Genomic DNA, 15,465 nt, shown 5'->3' with positions numbered 1-15,465 from the left:
CCACCCCGCGTGCGCAGTCGTGCGGGAGCCGTGGTCTGTCAGACCCAGGGCGGCGATCACCCGACCGGAGACGACTCCGGCCGTCGCGGCGTGGTGCCGCGACGGCCGAAGTCAGCAGGGGCTCAGCAGGCGGGCGCGCCTACCGGGCCGAGTCCGATGTAGGGGGTCCAGCTGCTGGCGGCGGTCCAGAACTTCTGGATGAGGTCGCCGTTGCTGTTGCGGCTGAAGACGTCCATGCGCTGGCTGCCCCACGTGACGGCGGTGGGGCTGGTCGTGATGTAGCCGCCGAAGTCCTGCGGCTTGTAGGTGGTGTAGTCCGCGCCGTCGGGCGAGTACCACTGGATGAGGCTGCTGTCGTAGTGGCGCAGCAACAGGTCCACGCTGGTGCCGGCGCGCGTCGTGGCGGCGGGACGGCCGATGATCGCCAGGCCCCGGTCTGCCCAGTTGTACCAACCGGCGCTGCTGGTCCACATCAGGGTGAGCAGGCTGCCGTCGGCGGAGCGGGCGAAGACGTTCATCCGCGTTCCGTCGGCACTGGCCACGGCGGCCGGTGCGCTCGACGACGAGACGGTGGCCGCGTTCTGGCCGATGGCGGTCCAGTCGTTGACCCAGCCCTCGGCGATGCTGAAGTGGCGGTAGACGATCTTGTTGGCGGCGTTGCGGGCGAAGACGTCGAAGCCGGTGGTGTAGCGCATGGTCACGGCGGGCGAGGACGTGATCGTGTACGTGCCGAGGTCGGCCCAGTCGTACCACTGCTGACCCGAGATCCAGGTCAGCTTCTTGAGCCGGTTGTCGATGCCCTGGGCGAAGACGTCGATCCTGGCGCCGTTGGCGGACACGACGGCGGCGGGATCGCCCTTGATCTTGGCGTTGCCGGGCAGCGTGGCCCAGCACGACCACTTGCCGGCGGAGAAGTTCCGGTGCTTCAACCGGTTGTCGGACGTCGTCGCGAACACGTCGATCGACCCGTCCGCCCGCGAGACCGACGAGACACCCGGCATCGTCGGCGGGGCCTGGGTCCCGCAGTTCTGGCTGACGAAGGTCTCCGTGCCGCCCGCGTAGTCGAAGGGGTCGCCGTGGAACGACGCCGGCCTGATGTAGGCGGGGTAGCTCTGACCGCTGCCCCGGTTGCGGAACTCGAAGTGCAGGTGCGCCGAGATTCCCGAGGTGTTGCCGTCGGTGTTGCCGACGGTGCCGATCAGCTCGCCCTGGTGGATGGTGTCGCCGACACCGACGGACTTCTGGTCGAGGTGGGCGTACAGCGTCGAGTACCCGCCGCCGTGGTCGATCTCGACGTAGTTGCCGTAGTCGGAGCTCTCACCGCCCTCCCACCTGACGGTGCCGGCGGCCGCGGCGACGACCGGTTTGCCCTTGTCCTCGTCGCCGCTGGTCCCGGTCATGTTGAAGTCGATCTCGTTGTTGCGGTGCGCGCTGCTGCCGTTGGAGTTGCCCTTCCACGACGTGCCGCACACGAACGGCAGCTCGAGGGCAGGGGCGGCGGCGTGCGCGGCGACCGGGAACGCCAGCGAGGACGCGGCGACGGCGGCGGCGAGGAGGAGCGGGCGGACTGTCGCTGTTCTGGTGAGGTGCATGAGCACATTCCGCTCGACCGGTCGCCCAGAACTTGCCCAAATCCTGCCCGGATCGCGTAGCGGTCCAGGCACAGTGGGTGAGTGGAGTTTCGTGTACTGGGGTCACTTGAAGTCCGCGACCAAGGCGCCGCCCTCGCACTGGGCGGCGCCCGGCAACGTTCCGTTCTGGCCGCTCTGCTGCTGAGACCAGGGCAGACTGCCAGCATCGGCTACCTGGCGGACGCGGTGTGGGAGACGCCGCCCGCCAGCCCGGCGTCGAACCTGCGCACCTACGTCGCGGGACTGCGGCAGTGCCTGGGCGCCGACCGGCTCACGACCCGGTCCGGCGGCTACGCGCTGGAGGTGCGACCGGGTGAACTGGACCTCACCGAGTTCGTCGCCCTCAGCGGCGCCGGCGACGACGCGCTGCGGTCCGGTGATCTCGGTGCGGCGGCAGGCGCGTACGCACGGGCGCTGGCGTTGTGGCGCGGCACCGCGCTGGAGGGGCAGCCGATCGGCGCGGGGCTGCGGCCGGAGGTGACGCGCCTGGACGAGGAACGCCTGGTCGTCGCGGAACGGTACGCCGACGCCCGGCTGGGGCTGGGCCAGCACACCGATCTCGTGGGCGAGCTGCGCAGGCTCGTCGCCGACCACCCGTTGCGCGAGCGGCTGTGGGAACAGCTGATGACCGCGCTGCACCGCTCGGGCATGCGCGCCGAGGCGTTGCACAGCTACCAGCAGCTCTACCGGCTGCTCGACACCGAACTGGGCGTCGCGCCCGGCCAGTCGCTGCGCGATCTGCACGCCGCGCTGCTCGCCGACGAGCCCGCACGCGCCGTGCCCGCCGTCCAGCCCGATCGCGTGCCACGGCAGCTGCCACCGGAGGCCGACCACTACACCGACCGCGACGAGGCACTGGCCGAGCTGTCCACGCTGGTGACGCTGTCCGCGGTGCTGCCGGTGGTCACCGTGACCGGCAAGCCAGGTGTGGGCAAGACGGCGTTCGCGATCCGCGCCGGGCACCGGCTCGCGGCGGCGTTCCCCGACGGTCAGCTGTTCGTCGACCTGCGGGGCGCCGACACCAGACCTCGTTCGAGCGACGACGTGCTGGCCCGGTTCCTGCGCGACCTCGGCGTGCCGGGAGTGGACGTGCCGTCGTCCGGCGAGGAGCGGACGATGATGTTCCGCGACCTGCTCGCGGACCGGAAGATGTTGGTGGTGCTCGACAACGCCGCGTCGGAGCAGCAGGTCCGGCCGCTGCTGCCAGGGCACCCCGGCTGCTGCGTGGTGGTCACCAGCCGCAGCCGGCTCTCCGGCCTCGACACCACGAAACGCCTTGCGTTGCAGGCACTCGGCCCGGTGGACGCGGTGCGGTTGCTGGACCGGCTCGCGGACGCGGCGGGCGACCCGCAGGTGCGGCGCATCGCCGAGCTGTGCGGCGGGCTCCCGCTGGCGTTGCGCATCATCGGCACGAAACTGCGCTCGCTGCCGAACCTCACCGCCGACGTGCTCGCGACGCGGCTGCACGACGAGCAGCACCGTCTCGACGAGATGGTCGCGGGCGATCGAGAAGTGCGCGCGAGCTTCCTGTTGAGCTACTCCGGTCTCGACGACGCGCTGCGGCGCACGTTCCGGCTGCTCGCCCTGCTTCCCGGCCGCACGTTCCCGTCGTGGGCGGTCGCGGCGGCGCTGGGCGTCGACCTGCGCACGGCGGAACGCCTGCTGGACCGGCTGGTGGAGGCGAACCTGCTGGAGTGCGCGGGCCGCTACCGGTTCCACGACCTGCTCAGGCTCTTCGCGCAGGAGAAGGCCGCGCAGGACAGCTCGGAGGAGGAACGGGCGGAGGCCGAGCGCCGCGTCGCCGGCGCCTACCTGCACTTCGCCCAGCTCGCGGACGGCCTGCTGGAGTTCGGCGGCCTGCCGCGGTTCGACGCCCCCGCACCGGACTTCGACGCTGCCGACGTCGTCGACGCGCTGTCCGCCGACCCCGCGGCCTGGCTGGACGGCGAACGCCACTGCCTGACCGAACTCGTCGAACGAGCCGTGCGCGACGGACGTGACGAACAGGCCTGTCAGCTCGTCGCGACCTTGGGTGCGTACTGCGAACTCCGCGCGCGTTGGGACGACATGGTCATGTTGATGACTCTCGCCTTGGGCGCCGCCCGCAGGCACAACAGCGCGTACTGGCAGGCGTATGCGTTGTTCGGCTGGGGAATCGCGTCGCGAGAACAACGCGAGTTCGTCGTGGCGGAGGAACGTTTCCGTGAGTGCTTCGCGGTGCTGCCCGACGCGGGCGACCCGCTGCTGGACGTGGTCGTGCGCCTGTCCGTCGGGGTCGGGCACCGGCTGCGCGGCCGTTTCCCCGAGGCCGTCGTGGCGTTCGCGGACTGCATGACGAGGCTCGCGGCGCTCGACGCCCCGAGGTGGCTCGGCTACACGAAGCGGGAACTGGGAGTGCTGCACCGGTACCAGCAGCGGTGGGCGGAGGCGGAGGTCTGCCTGTCGCAGGCCGTCGAACTGTTCGGCGGCCTCGGCAACCGGCGGTGGCGCGCGGCGTCGTTGCGGGACCTCGCCATCGCGCGCCGCGACCAGGGCGACCCGGTCACGGCGCTGACGATGCTGACCGAGTGCCGCGAGGTGTTCGCCGACGTGCGCGACCGGCGCCGCGAGGCCGCGACCTGGCGCAGCCTCGCCTATGCCCACCTCGCGCTCGGTGCGCTCGACCAGGCGCTGTCGTGCGCTCTGCGCAGCCGCGAGATCTTCGCGTTCACGCTGGACGACCACGGCACGGCGTGCACCGTGGTGTGCCTGGGCGAGGTGCACCTCGCACTCGGGCGGCACGACGAGGCGTTGGCGTTGCTGCGGGACGGTGTGGCGCTGTTCGAGCGGCTGGGCGACGTGCGGTGGCACGCCAGGGCGTTGCGCGGGGTGGAACACGGCAGCGCCCAGGTTGGCCTGGTGCAGTAGGTCAAGCTTTGCTGTGGCGGTCGAGAAGTGCACGCAGGGCGGCCATCTCCGTGGCCAGCGCCTTGCGCCCAGCGGCCGTGACGCTGACCCAGGTCTTGGGCCGCTTGCCCTCGTAGCCCTTCTCGACCGCCAACAGCCCGGCCTCCTCCAGCACCGCGATGTGACGGGAGAGGTTGCCCGCGGTGAGGTTGAGGGTGGACTTCAGGTAGGCGAACTCCACACGCTTCACCTCACCCGCGATGGTGAGGATCCCGAGCCGGTGCCGCTGGTGGACGACGTCGTCCAGCGCCGCCGTCGGGTGCTCCGTCACGACGAGGCCCAGCTGGCCACGAGCGCACCCAGCCCGCCGAGCACGAGCACGGTCGCGAGCAGCAGGACGCCCGTGGCGCCGCCCAGAGCGTCGTTCTCCATGGACGCATTGTCGACGATCAAGGCGCCGGCCGTGAACACCACCGCGACCACCGAACACCACACGCTGCGCTCGATCCACGCCAGCGTCAGCAGACCAACTGAGATCGCCATGAACTGCGCGCCGCCGCCCATCCCGAGATCGACGCCGACGTCGGGCAACTGCAGCAGCGACAAGGCGATCGAGGCCAGCAGCAGTCCGACGGGGATGAACAGCGGCTGCATCCTCTTGGCGCGGAATGCGAGCACGGCAAGTCCCAGGAGCACCGCCATGGCGACGGCGGCGACGAGGGGCGTGGGGTAGAACAGGGCGTACTTGTGGATCACGCTCGTGCTCAGCGGAATCCCGAACAGCACGGCGACCAGCCCGAGCAGCGCGACCCGGACGTACGAACCGGTGGGAGTCTCCACGCCAACGCGTCGGGCGCGCCAGCGGTACCACCACACCGTGGCGAGCACGGCCACGAGCAGCGCGCCGAGCCAGTACAGCGACAGCGCGAGCGGGTGCACGACCTCCGTCTTCAGCCTGAGGTGCGCCAGCGGGCTGATCCACGGGCCCGGCCCGCCGTCGGTGAGGTGGTCGGCCGGGTTCGGGTCGGCCTGGGAGAGCGGTAGCGAAAGCAACGACAGGATCCCCGTGAGCAGCAACGGGAACCAGTACCCGTGCCGGTCGCCCCTGGCGCGCTTGCGCAGGCCGGCCAGTTCGTCGAGCAGTTCGCGCGGATCACTCGTCATCTCGTCCCCCAAACATGCCTGTGATGCAGTTAGGTTTGCATTGCAAACCAGAGCTGTCAACGGCACCAGCGCCGCCGCCGCCGGTCAGGCCAGGTCCGCGCGGAACGCGGCGTGAGTGCCGGGCAAGGATGCGCTGACCTGCTCGTAGGTGGGGAGGACGCCGGTGATCAGGCCTGTCAGCCGCATGCCGCGGGCCACTGCGCCCTGGTACCGGTGCCGCCAGCTCTCGTCGTCGGCATCGTCGTCGGCAGCGAGGTCGAAACCCGCCTCGCGGATCAGCGGGAGCAGACGGTCGGGGTCCGTGCCGCCACGGCTCTCGGGGTGGTTGAGGTTGAAGAACGTCCTGACGGTGCCGTCGACGGCGTGGGTGAAGCGGGGGGCGGCGAAGTCGTGCCGCACGACCGCGCAGGCCTCGGTGCCCCGGGACAGCGCGTCCACCACCGTTTCCAGCCAGAAGCTGGTCGGCTGGACCAGCACCGTCCACTCGCCCAGCGCGAACGCCGACACCGCTTCCAGGTCGCGGACGCGGCGCAACGCCTCGGGCGGGCCGACGTCGCGGACGAAGGCGAGCGAGAAGATCTCGCCCAGGAAGGCGGGGTCGCCGTGGCCGGCGTCCGCCCACGACAGGTCGTGTTGCTCCATGTGGTCCCCAGGCCGGTGCCGAGCGGAGTTTTCGCGCGTCCGAGTGACGCTCGTCGCCCTCCGCCGATTCGGGCTGCGGAGGGCTCAACGCCTAGGGTGCTGCATGTGTCGCAGTGCGACCTCGCCCGGTTGCCTGGGTGCTTCCACGAGCGCGGTCGCTACCGGGGACAATTGCCCCCGACCGTTCAGCTCCAGGAGGATTGTTGATCCACAAGTTCTCGGTTCGCTCCGCGGGGGTAGCGGAGCCCGACATCCGTGAGCTCGGCCGATCGTGGGAGCTCGACGACCTCGAGGTGTGGCGCGACTACTACGTCGAGTTCGAGAGTGCGCCCGATGCCGCCGCGCTCGCCGAGGTGGCCGCCGTGCTCGGTGACCAGCTCGACGTCGAGGTCTCCCTGGACCAGCCGCTTCCCGCGGGCGCCGTGCAGGTCGCCTACAAGCGCGGCGTGGTCGACAACGAGAGCGACTCGATCATCACCGTGTGCGGGCTGCTCGGCGTCAAGGCCCGTGCCGGCAAGGTCGCCACCAGCTACCGGTCGGAGTCGCCGCGGCTGCGGGACCTGGTGGTCTCCACGCGGTTCAACGCGACCATCGAAGAGCTGCACGACGAGGAACCGCACTACGACACCCTCGTGCCGCAGGGGCACTACGAGTCGGCCGTGCAGTACGACCTGCGCGGGCTCGACGACACGAAGCTCGCCGAGCTCGGCACGGCGGGTGGGCGCAACCTGTCGCTCGCGCAGATGAAGCACGTGCAGCACGTGCAGAACACGCTCGGGGACGAGTTCGTCACGGACGTCCTGCTGGAGGCGCTCGACGCCCGGTGGAGCGACCACTGCGCGCACACCACGTGGAAGTCGCTCGGCAGCCTGCTCGGCCGGCTCGTGCAGGCCGCGAAGGACGTCGACAACCCGAACGTGCTCAGCATGTTCCACGACAACGCCGGCGTCTGGGACTTCTACGACGGCCACGCGATCGCCATCAAGGCCGAGACGCACAACGGGCCGTCGGCGATCTCCGGCTACTTCGGCCAGCTGACCAAGCTCGGTGGCGTGCTGCGCGACATCCTGGGGACCGGCCTGAGTGCCGACCCGATCGGCAGTTTCGAGTACACCGCCGTCGGTGAGCCCGAGGCGCCCGCGCCCATCAAGGGCCGGCCGGACGCGCGCCGCCTCGCCGGCGAGACGATCCGGGCGATCAAGGAGTACGGCAACACGTTCGGCGTGCCGATGATGTCGTCGCGCATGACGTTCCACCCCGCGTACCGCGCCAAGCCGTTCGCGCTCGGCGGCAGCATCGGCCTGCTCCCGGTGTCGGCGGCGCAGCGCGGCACGCCGCGGCCCGGTGACTTCGTGGTGCTGATCGGTGGCCTGACCGGCAACGAGGGCATCCACGGCGCGTCCGCGAGCTCCGCCGGTGCCGTGATGGACACGGCCGCCGTGCAGATCGGCGCACCGCTCGAGCAGGTCAAGTTCCGCAAGGCGCTGATCGAACTGCGCGAAGCGGGCTGCATGAGCGCCCTCACCGACGTCGGCGGAGCGGGCCTGAACAGCGCCGTCGGCGAGATCGGCGAGGCGTGCGGCGTCTGGATCAACACCGCGCTGGTGCCGCTGAAGACCGCGGCGCTGCCGATGTGGCGGATCCTGCTGTCCGAGTCGCAGGAACGCATGCTGCTCGCCGTGCCGCCGGAGCACCAGGAGCGGGCGAAGAAGATCCTCGACCGCCACATGGTGCGCTCGACGGTCATCGGCCGGTTCGCGGACACGGGTCGCTACCACGTGTTCCACGCCCCGGACCTGACCGAGGAGGCCCTGATCGCGGGCGCCCCGGACGTCGTGCCCGCCCACCAGGGCGAACTGGGCTTCGACGTGGCGTACGACCTGCTCGACATCGAGGTCGAACGCCAGGAGGTCGGCCCGCCCCCGCGTCCGGCGGACGTGCCCGAGTGGCCCGAACTCGCACCCACGCAGCTCGCCGGGCTGCTCGAGGAGGTCGTCGCCGACGCGGAGGTGGCCTCGCAGCACTTCGCCGACTCGCAGTACGACTCCACGGTCCAGGGCAACACCTGGTACGGCCCGCACTACGGCACCGAGCACTCGGTCCGCACGGCCTACTGGGCCGGTACGCCGGTCGCCGGTTCGCCCGCCGCGGCGGTGCTCAACACCGCGTTCAACCCGTGGATGTTCGACGCCGACCCGGTCGCCGCCACGCGTCAGATGTTCTGCTCGGCACTCGCGGGCCAGGTGCTCGCCGGCGTGGCGGTGAAGGACGTCTGCATGTGCGACAACTTCTACACCCCGCACCTGTCGCCGCACTGGCGTGAGTGGCTGGTCGGCATGGTCGACGAGCTCGCCGTGCTGGTGCGCCACTTCGGCGTGCCGCTGATCTCGGGCAAGGACTCGTCGGCGGGCTCGGTGCACACCGACGAGGGCCTCGTCAGCGTGCCGCCCGCGGTGTTCCTCAGCGCGCTGGGCAAGGTGCCGCACACCGACGCCCTGCTGCGCGAGCAGTGGACCACGCCGGGCAACGTCCTGGTCCGCGTCGGCCTGGCCACGAGCTCCCCGGTCGGCACGGTCGCCGCCCGCAAGCTCAGCCTGCCGACCGGCGCGCTCGACGACCTGGCACTGTCCGATGTGGACAGCTACCTGAGCGCGCTCACCGCGAGCAGGAACCTGCTGCGCAGCGGTGCCCGCATCGGTGCCGGTGGCGTCGCGGCCACGCTCGCCCAGGGCGTGCTGGCCAGCGGCATCGGCGTCAAGCTGGAGTCCGCGACCACCGAGTCGCTCTTCGCCGAGCACCGCGTCGGCGCTGTCGTCGAGGTCGCCCCCGACAACGTCGCCGCCCTGCCCGCCGAGCTCAGCCCGGTCGTCCTCGGTGTCCTCGAAGGCACGCTGGAAGGCACCGGAATCGTGCTCGACGGCGTCGACCTGTTCGCCCCGGCCGCGCGCGACGGCTGGCTCAACTCGTTCACGGCGAGGATCGCATGAAGCCGACCGTCAACGTCCTGTACCTGCCCGGCACCAACTGCCAGGAGGAGACCGTCCGAGCGTTCGCCGAGGTGGGTGCGCAGCCGCGGATGCGGTTCGCGGCCGACCTGCTGGCGGGCACCGAACGGCTCGACGACGCCGACATCCTCTGCATCCCCGGAGGGTTCTCGTTCGGCGACCACCTCGGTGGTGGCGCGGTGGCCGCGGCGTTGCTGCGCAGCCACCTGGCCGACCAGTTCGAGGCCTGCCGCACCCGTCCGCTGATCGGCATCTGCAACGGCTTCCAGATCGCCGTGCGCGGAGGCTGCTTCGGCAAGGTCGGCCTGAAGGTCAACAGCGCCGGGACGTTCCGCAACGAGGAGAACCAGCGGCACGTCGTCGACGCCGAGAACGACAGCCCGTGGCTCGCCGGCCTGGGCGGTCAGACCCTGTCCTTCCCGTGCGCGCACGGCGAGGGCCGGTTCGACCCGGGTAGCGAGACCGAGGGCTACCGCGTCGCACTGCGGTACGAGAAGGACTCCAACCCCGACGGGTCGTTCGAGGACATCGCGGGCATCACGAGCGCCGACGGCCTGGCGTTCGGGCTGATGGACCACCCGGAGCGCGCGATGGACCGCGAGGTCCGGCTGGCGTTCTTCGAGAACGGTGTCCGCGCGGTTCGCTGACGTCCCAGGGCCTTCGCCACGGCCGGTGCTCACGATTTCCGTGAGCACCGGCCGTTTTTCGTTGATGGGCCAGGCGAGTGAGAGGCGTAACGGAACTCCGGTCGCTTCCGACGGAACGTGGCATCAGTGAGTCGACGTGGGAGGTAGTTGTGGGAGACACCGTCAAGTGCGGGAAGTGCAACACGGTCAAGATCCCTGGGGGCACGTGCGTGGGTTGCGGGAGCTGACGCGGTTGCCGTTCAACGGCTGCGACAGGAGCCGGATCGACTGGAAACGGCTGCGGCAGCTCTCCCGGCGCACCGCCCGCGAGACCAAGGTGGCTCGCGAGACGCACTCCGTGACCGTGCAGACGGTCAGGACTCGCGAAGTGCGCGGTGGATTTCTCAACCTCGCCAAACGAACCGAGAGCTACGGGGCGCCCGAGATCAGTCCGATGAGCGACGACGACGCGCTGCTCGACTTCGAGGCGAAGTACTACTCGTTCGATGACGGGATATCGGTCGCCACCGACCGAGACCCGGACAAGCGGCGCCCCAAAGGTGACGTCAAGGGCGCGGGGCTCACGTCGGCTCTGACGAGGCTGCTGACCGGCAGGTAGTCGTGACCCAGTACGACGCCACGATCCTGGACTTGGCGCGGCTTCGGCAGTTCGCCCAGCGGGTGGCGAGGCAGACCACCGTGCGTCCGAGCCCGGAGATGACCCATCAGGTGAGCAAGTCCGTGCCGTCGACTGAGACGAGACGGGCCGGCTTTCTGGGAATGCGCACGGAGATCGTCCACACGACGAAGTCCGTGCGGGTGAACGAACAGGTGATCGGGCCTTACTGGATCTTGCACAGCACCAACCACCACATCGAAACCCATGCGCGTGGGAAATACACCGAGTACCACGAGCAGAACTACTGGGTGCTGCGCACCGACGGCAGCCTGTGGACGATCTGGTGCTGGGAGGAGTTCACCCGCTGGACGGACAGTACGACGCGGCTTGAAACAGATCGCACGGCGAAGGAGATGACCGAGGACAAGGTCGTCCGGCTCGACTTCGCCGACCGGAGCATGGAGCAGGGCACCCACGGGCGCGGCACCAAGATCTGGGGTGACCGCGAACCGGGTCGGAGGATTCACCACGCCAAGGGAGTAGGGCTGTCGAAGGCCCTGAAGTCCCTTCTCGGCACCTGAATGAACAGGAGAAGCCATGGACTACAGCCAACCCCCGAACCTGGTCGGAAGCCCTCCCGCCCACGAGGACAGGAAGTTCGCGGAGGAGCAGGAGAAGATCCGAAGAAGGCGCGAAGAGGAACGCAAGAAGGCGATGGACGCCGACCTCCGCCTGCGTTCACAGCAGACACAGCAGGTCGACTGAGCTCGCCTGGTGCTGGCCCTACCGCGAGCGCGGGGGCCAGCGCCATGGTCGCGGCATGGTCACCACGGCACCGTGGTGATCATGAAATCACTCCTGATCGCGGCGATGGTCGCGGTGACTCCCTTACCTCCGCTGCAGCCGGAACTGCTGCGCGCGGCCATCGCCGACCTGGACAACCCGGCGGCGACGTCCGCGCAGCTGCGGGTCTCGGGTTCGGCGGGGTGCTGGTACGGCACCGAAGGCGTCGCGGACCGGCGGACGCAGCGCCCGGTCCGGCCGGACGACAGGTTCCGGATCGGCAGCGTCACCAAGGTGTTCGTGGCGACGGTCGTGCTGCAGCTCGCCGCGGAGCAGAAGATCGGCCTGGAAACGCCCGTCCGGCACTACCTCCCGGACCTGCCGCCGACGCTGGACGAGGTCGAGGTCGGGCAGTTGCTCGACCACACCAGCGGGATCCCGTTCGAGGTCGGCTTCCCCGACCTGAGCACGCCGGAGAAGGTCCTCGAACACCGCTACGACCGGTACGCGCCGGACCAGCGCCTGAAGATGATCCCGGCCACCGAGCCGAAGTTCACCCCTGGCACGCGGCAGGAGTACCGGGGCATCAACTACGTGCTCGCCGCGATGATCATCGAGAAGGTCACCGGCCACGGCTACGGTCACGAGGTCGACAAGCGCATCGCGCGTCCTCTCGGGCTCACCAAGACCTACGTCCCCGGCCGCAACGAGACGGGCATCCGCGGGGCGCACGTCCACGGCTACCTGGACGTGCCCGGTCAGGGCCTGGTCGACGTCTCCGACTTCAACACGTCCAAGTCCTACGGCGAGGGCGACATCATCTCCACGACCGGTGACCTCACCCGGTTCGCCGAGGCGTTGTTCGACGGCGACCTGCTGCCGCCCGCCCTGCAGGAGAAGCTGTTCACGCTCCCGCAGGTGTCCATGGTGGACGGACGGCCCGCCGCGTACAGCACCGGGCTGCAGACGTTCACCATCAACGGCGTCACGGTCTGGGGGAAGACGGGGGAGCAGTACGGGTACAACGCGGGCCTGTTCTCGACGCGGGACCAGCAGCGCCGCATCGCGTACTCGTTCACGCCGACGGCTCGCAACGACGCCCAGCAGCTGATGACGCTGAGGATCGCGAACGCTGCGACCAGCCCTGCAGCTGGTCGGCCTTGATGCCGTACTGCGCCATCTTGCGGTAGATCGTCGCCCGCCCGATGCCGAGCTCGGCGGACGCCTGCGCGATCGTCGCGCCCGGCGCGTGCGAGCTGATGGTGCTGGCGGCGCAGGGGAAGGTGACGCTGCACACCCAGAAGTACCCGCTGGACCGGTTGCAGGACGCGATCGACGACCTCGACGGCGGACGGGTGCGCGGCAGGGCGATCCTCACGCCGTGATTCCACGCCGGGGCGGCCCACTAGAATGGGGCCGTGGACTTGGCGCGGGTGCGGAAGCGCTGTGAGGAAGAGATCCGGCGACTGCGCATCAGCACACCGCTCGACGTCACGGCCCTGTGCGAGCAGCTTGCGGAGCAGCGCGGCAGGCCTCTGCACCTGCTCGCGCTGACTTCGCGCACCTCCAACCCGTCCGGGCTGTGGGTGGCCGCGAAGAAGGCGGACTACATCTTCTACGACGAGTCCGTGGGCGAGGCGCATCGCGCGCACATCGTCCTGCACGAGATCGGGCACATGGTGTTCGAGCACGCCGGGGTCGCCGAGCTGGACGACCTCACCGCGCGCCTGCTCGCGCCGAACCTCGACCCGAAGGTCGTGCGGCAGCTGTTGTGCCGCGACAGCTACGACAACGAGCACGAGCAGGAGGCAGAGCTGTTCGCCACGCTCGTGCTCGTGCGGGCCGGGTTCGAGGTCACCGTCACGCCGGATGCCGACGCCCCTCCGGGGCTGGCCAGGCTGCGCGAGGTGCTGAGTGCTTAGGGCGTTCCACATCCTCGTCGTGGTGCTGTTGTGGGCCTGCACGGCGTACCGGGTCTTCGTCCTCGTGCGGCGGCCGTCGCGGAGCTTCGGCAGCGTGGCCGTGTGCCTCGCGCTGTTCTTCCTGGCACTGGGTTTCACGGTCGGGCTCCCGCCGCTCTACCTGCGGATTCCCTGGCTGGCCGAGTCGCCGAGCCTCGTGCGGCTGGTGCAGCCCGTGTTCATCGTGGTCAGCGTGTTCTGGCTGAACATGTTCGTCGCTCATGCGGCGGGGCTGACAGCGCGCGTGATCGTGCTTCGGACCGCGACGGCGGGCACCGCGCTCGTCGCGATGACCACGCTGTTCCTGCTGGCCTCTCCCGGAGACGACGCGGAGGACTTCGTCCGGGCGTACGCCAAGGCGCCGTTCGTGACCGAGTACCTGCTCGCCTACCTCTGCTACTTCGCCTTCGTCCTGGCGGACGTCTTCCGGCTCACACGGCGGTTCGCGGCCAGTGCGCGGGAGGGGCCGATGAGGTTCGCCCTGCGCCTGTGGTCGATCGCGAGCCTGGTCGGGTTCGCGTACACCTCGCACAAGGCCGTGTACGCCCTGGGAACGCGGCTCGACGTCACGCCGCCCTGGGAGGAGGGGCCGGTGTCGACGACGCTGTCGGGGCTCGTCCTCGTGCTGCTCGTCGTGGGCATGACCGCCTACCTGTGGGGTCCCCAGTTCGAGCAGTACCGCACGTACCGCACGCTTCAGCCGTTGTGGCGGGCCTGCTACGACGTCATGCCGGGCATCGCGCTCATGCCGCCGGGCGTCCGGGTGCCGATCGACCTGCGCCTCTACCGGTGCGTCATCGAGATCCTGGACGGGCGGCTGGCGTTGCGCGCGTACTGGGACACCGCGATCGCCGAGCAGGACGGTGAAGCCGCGGCGCTGGCGGCCGCGCTGGCGGCGAAGGCCAGGGAGGAGCCCGTCGAGGGTGGTCCGGCCGGTCTGCCCGCGCTCGACGTCGCCGGGCTGACCGCCGTCGCCCGCGAGTTCAGGACTCTTTCGGCGGCAGGCCTTCCAGCTCACGCACGCGGTTGATGATCTCGGTGATCGTGTCGAGGCTGCGGTCCGACAGCCCGGCCGCCCGCATGGCGACCTCGCGGACGCCGTTGTCCTTCAACGCGGTGACGAGCGCGATCTCGCCCTCCACCTGCTCGCGCACGGCGTCGTCGAAGAAGTACGCGGCCGGCACGCCGAAGAACGTCGCCAGCGCGGTGAGGTGCTTGAGCGTGGGGTTGTCGCGCTGGCCGGTGCGCAGGTACCAGAGGTAGGACGCGGAGATCGTCACGCCCTGGTCACGGGTGATCGCCTCGGCGACGTCCTCGTTGCTGTACTCGCGCTGCCCGGACGCCCGGATGGAGCGGAACAGGTACTCCAGCCGTGCGGCCAGTGTGTGCGGCTCAGGTTTCTCACGCTCGGTCATCCAGCCCACCTCACGTTTTGACTGGTGTGAATCACAACAATACCGCATTCACACCGGTTGACGATCAGGGGTGGACCAAGGTTAACTTGCCCCGCCTCGACTGCTGTGGATCCGCTCGACTTCTGGTTCACGTCAGTCAACGGTGCGTCCGGACGGCACAGCCGGTTCCGGACCAGCGGCGGTGAGGCGGGGCCACGTCACTGGGGGTGGCGTGGCCCCGCCCCCCGCCGGGGCCACGCCGGGCACCTACAGGCGCACCAGGTTCGACGGCCGTCGCGGCGGTTCGGCGTCCACGGCGGGGAGCTCGTCCGGCAGCCAGGAGCGCAACGCCCGGCCGAACATCAGCAGCGTGCGCCAGGTGTCCCAGAGGGCGATCAACGACGCCGACAGCACCACGGCGACGGCGACTGCCAGCACGCCGCGAGCTTCCAGCAGCACGACGACGGCCACGATCGCCCACAGCTGGACGAAGGTGAAGACGACGGTGAGCAGGACCTGCTCCGTGTACTTGCGACGCGCCCGCAGGACCTGAGTGCGCGAGTCGGGGTCGGGCAGTGAACGGCGCTTCATGACGGCTCCTGCGGGCTCGGCGAACTGTGTCCCCAGGAAATCGCCACGGGCCGCGGATGTCTGCGTCAGATGCCACAGAGCGTCAGATCCCGCAGAGAACGCGCAGGAGATGCTCGCGGGATTCCGGAAACCCGTCCCAAGGCCAGCGTCGCCGTAGATCCGT

16 protein-coding genes and 1 pseudogene are annotated in these 15,465 nt (G+C 70.0%); 10 read left to right on the top strand and 7 right to left on the bottom strand.

The window, feature by feature from the left end:
- Nucleotides 1–122: 122 nt before the first annotated feature.
- A complete protein-coding gene (locus DFR72_RS38365) occupies nucleotides 123–1,592 on the bottom strand; it encodes a DUF8189 domain-containing protein (RefSeq protein ID WP_143086966.1) in 1,470 nt (489 codons plus the stop codon).
- Nucleotides 1,593–1,673: 81 nt separating this feature from the next.
- Here DFR72_RS38365 and DFR72_RS38360 point away from each other — a divergent pair, with 81 nt between their 5' ends.
- On the top strand, nucleotides 1,674–4,538 hold the full coding sequence (locus DFR72_RS38360; protein ID WP_090071709.1) for an AfsR/SARP family transcriptional regulator: 2,865 nt from the start codon (nucleotides 1,674–1,676) through the stop codon (nucleotides 4,536–4,538).
- Between the two features lies 1 nt (nucleotide 4,539).
- Here the strand turns inward: DFR72_RS38360 and DFR72_RS38355 are convergent, their stop codons facing one another.
- From DFR72_RS38355 to DFR72_RS38345, 3 genes are all read right to left on the bottom strand, one after another.
- Nucleotides 4,540–4,848 (bottom strand): transcriptional regulator, encoded by a 309-nt coding sequence (locus DFR72_RS38355; protein WP_245983818.1) that lies wholly within the window; start codon nucleotides 4,846–4,848, stop codon nucleotides 4,540–4,542.
- A complete protein-coding gene (locus DFR72_RS38350) occupies nucleotides 4,845–5,681 on the bottom strand; it encodes a hypothetical protein (RefSeq protein ID WP_090071711.1) in 837 nt (278 codons plus the stop codon). Before DFR72_RS38350 ends, DFR72_RS38355 begins: the two co-directional genes overlap by 4 nt.
- Nucleotides 5,682–5,765: 84 nt before the next feature.
- On the bottom strand, nucleotides 5,766–6,323 hold the full coding sequence (locus DFR72_RS38345) for a DUF6461 domain-containing protein (RefSeq protein ID WP_090071713.1): 558 nt from the start codon (nucleotides 6,321–6,323) through the stop codon (nucleotides 5,766–5,768).
- A 203-nt stretch (nucleotides 6,324–6,526) separates the two neighbouring features.
- On the opposite strand from DFR72_RS38345, the gene DFR72_RS38340 reads away from it, so the two are divergent.
- From DFR72_RS38340 to DFR72_RS38320, 6 genes are all read left to right on the top strand, one after another.
- Nucleotides 6,527–9,310: an AIR synthase-related protein gene (locus DFR72_RS38340; RefSeq protein ID WP_114773921.1), complete on the top strand. Its 2,784-nt coding sequence runs from the start codon at nucleotides 6,527–6,529 to the stop codon at nucleotides 9,308–9,310.
- Nucleotides 9,307–9,975, top strand: coding sequence for a phosphoribosylformylglycinamidine synthase subunit PurQ (locus tag DFR72_RS38335; RefSeq protein ID WP_090071716.1), 669 nt, complete (start codon nucleotides 9,307–9,309; stop codon nucleotides 9,973–9,975). The genes DFR72_RS38340 and DFR72_RS38335 overlap by 4 nt, the downstream gene beginning before the upstream one ends.
- Nucleotides 9,976–10,180: 205 nt before the next feature.
- Nucleotides 10,181–10,573 (top strand): hypothetical protein, encoded by a 393-nt coding sequence (locus tag DFR72_RS38330; RefSeq protein WP_090071718.1) that lies wholly within the window; start codon nucleotides 10,181–10,183, stop codon nucleotides 10,571–10,573.
- Between the two features lie 2 nt (nucleotides 10,574–10,575).
- Nucleotides 10,576–11,154 carry a hypothetical protein gene (locus DFR72_RS38325; RefSeq protein WP_090071720.1) on the top strand — a complete coding sequence of 193 codons (579 nt, stop codon included), beginning with the start codon at nucleotides 10,576–10,578 and terminating at the stop codon, nucleotides 11,152–11,154.
- 16 nt (nucleotides 11,155–11,170) lie between these two features.
- Nucleotides 11,171–11,338 carry a hypothetical protein gene (locus tag DFR72_RS46015; RefSeq protein ID WP_170176588.1) on the top strand — a complete coding sequence of 56 codons (168 nt, stop codon included), beginning with the start codon at nucleotides 11,171–11,173 and terminating at the stop codon, nucleotides 11,336–11,338.
- An 81-nt stretch (nucleotides 11,339–11,419) separates the two neighbouring features.
- Entirely contained in the window at nucleotides 11,420–12,520 is a 1,101-nt protein-coding gene (locus tag DFR72_RS38320; RefSeq protein ID WP_211335673.1) for a serine hydrolase domain-containing protein, read from the top strand.
- Here the strand turns inward: DFR72_RS38320 and DFR72_RS38315 are convergent.
- Nucleotides 12,432–12,653 (bottom strand): helix-turn-helix domain-containing protein, encoded by a 222-nt coding sequence (locus tag DFR72_RS38315; RefSeq protein WP_245983817.1) that lies wholly within the window; start codon nucleotides 12,651–12,653, stop codon nucleotides 12,432–12,434. The two genes, DFR72_RS38320 and DFR72_RS38315, sit on opposite strands and share 89 nt — an antisense overlap.
- On the opposite strand from DFR72_RS38315, the pseudogene DFR72_RS47275 reads away from it, so the two are divergent.
- The 3 genes and pseudogenes from DFR72_RS47275 to DFR72_RS38300 form a co-directional block, all read left to right on the top strand.
- Nucleotides 12,610–12,741: pseudogene (locus DFR72_RS47275) on the top strand (NAD(P)-dependent alcohol dehydrogenase); the annotation flags it as partial. The gene DFR72_RS38315 and the pseudogene DFR72_RS47275 sit on opposite strands and share 44 nt — an antisense overlap.
- A gap of 33 nt (nucleotides 12,742–12,774) precedes the next feature.
- Nucleotides 12,775–13,278, top strand: a complete 504-nt coding sequence (locus DFR72_RS38305) for an ImmA/IrrE family metallo-endopeptidase (RefSeq protein ID WP_090071722.1) — start codon at nucleotides 12,775–12,777, stop codon at nucleotides 13,276–13,278.
- Nucleotides 13,271–14,347 (top strand): MAB_1171c family putative transporter, encoded by a 1,077-nt coding sequence (locus tag DFR72_RS38300; protein WP_143086967.1) that lies wholly within the window; start codon nucleotides 13,271–13,273, stop codon nucleotides 14,345–14,347. Before DFR72_RS38305 ends, DFR72_RS38300 begins: the two co-directional genes overlap by 8 nt.
- Here the strand turns inward: DFR72_RS38300 and DFR72_RS38295 are convergent.
- Entirely contained in the window at nucleotides 14,301–14,732 is a 432-nt protein-coding gene (locus DFR72_RS38295; protein ID WP_090071726.1) for a helix-turn-helix domain-containing protein, read from the bottom strand. The two genes, DFR72_RS38300 and DFR72_RS38295, sit on opposite strands and share 47 nt — an antisense overlap.
- Nucleotides 14,733–14,978: 246 nt before the next feature.
- Nucleotides 14,979–15,302 carry a hypothetical protein gene (locus DFR72_RS38290; RefSeq protein ID WP_177224639.1) on the bottom strand — a complete coding sequence of 108 codons (324 nt, stop codon included), beginning with the start codon at nucleotides 15,300–15,302 and terminating at the stop codon, nucleotides 14,979–14,981.
- Nucleotides 15,303–15,465: the final 163 nt, after the last annotated feature.

The organism is Lentzea flaviverrucosa, from assembly GCF_003350445.1.
GTDB lineage: Bacteria > Actinomycetota > Actinomycetes > Mycobacteriales > Pseudonocardiaceae > Lentzea > Lentzea californiensis.
Note: the sequence above shows the minus strand (reverse complement) of the source record. Positions and strands in the feature narration are given on the sequence as shown.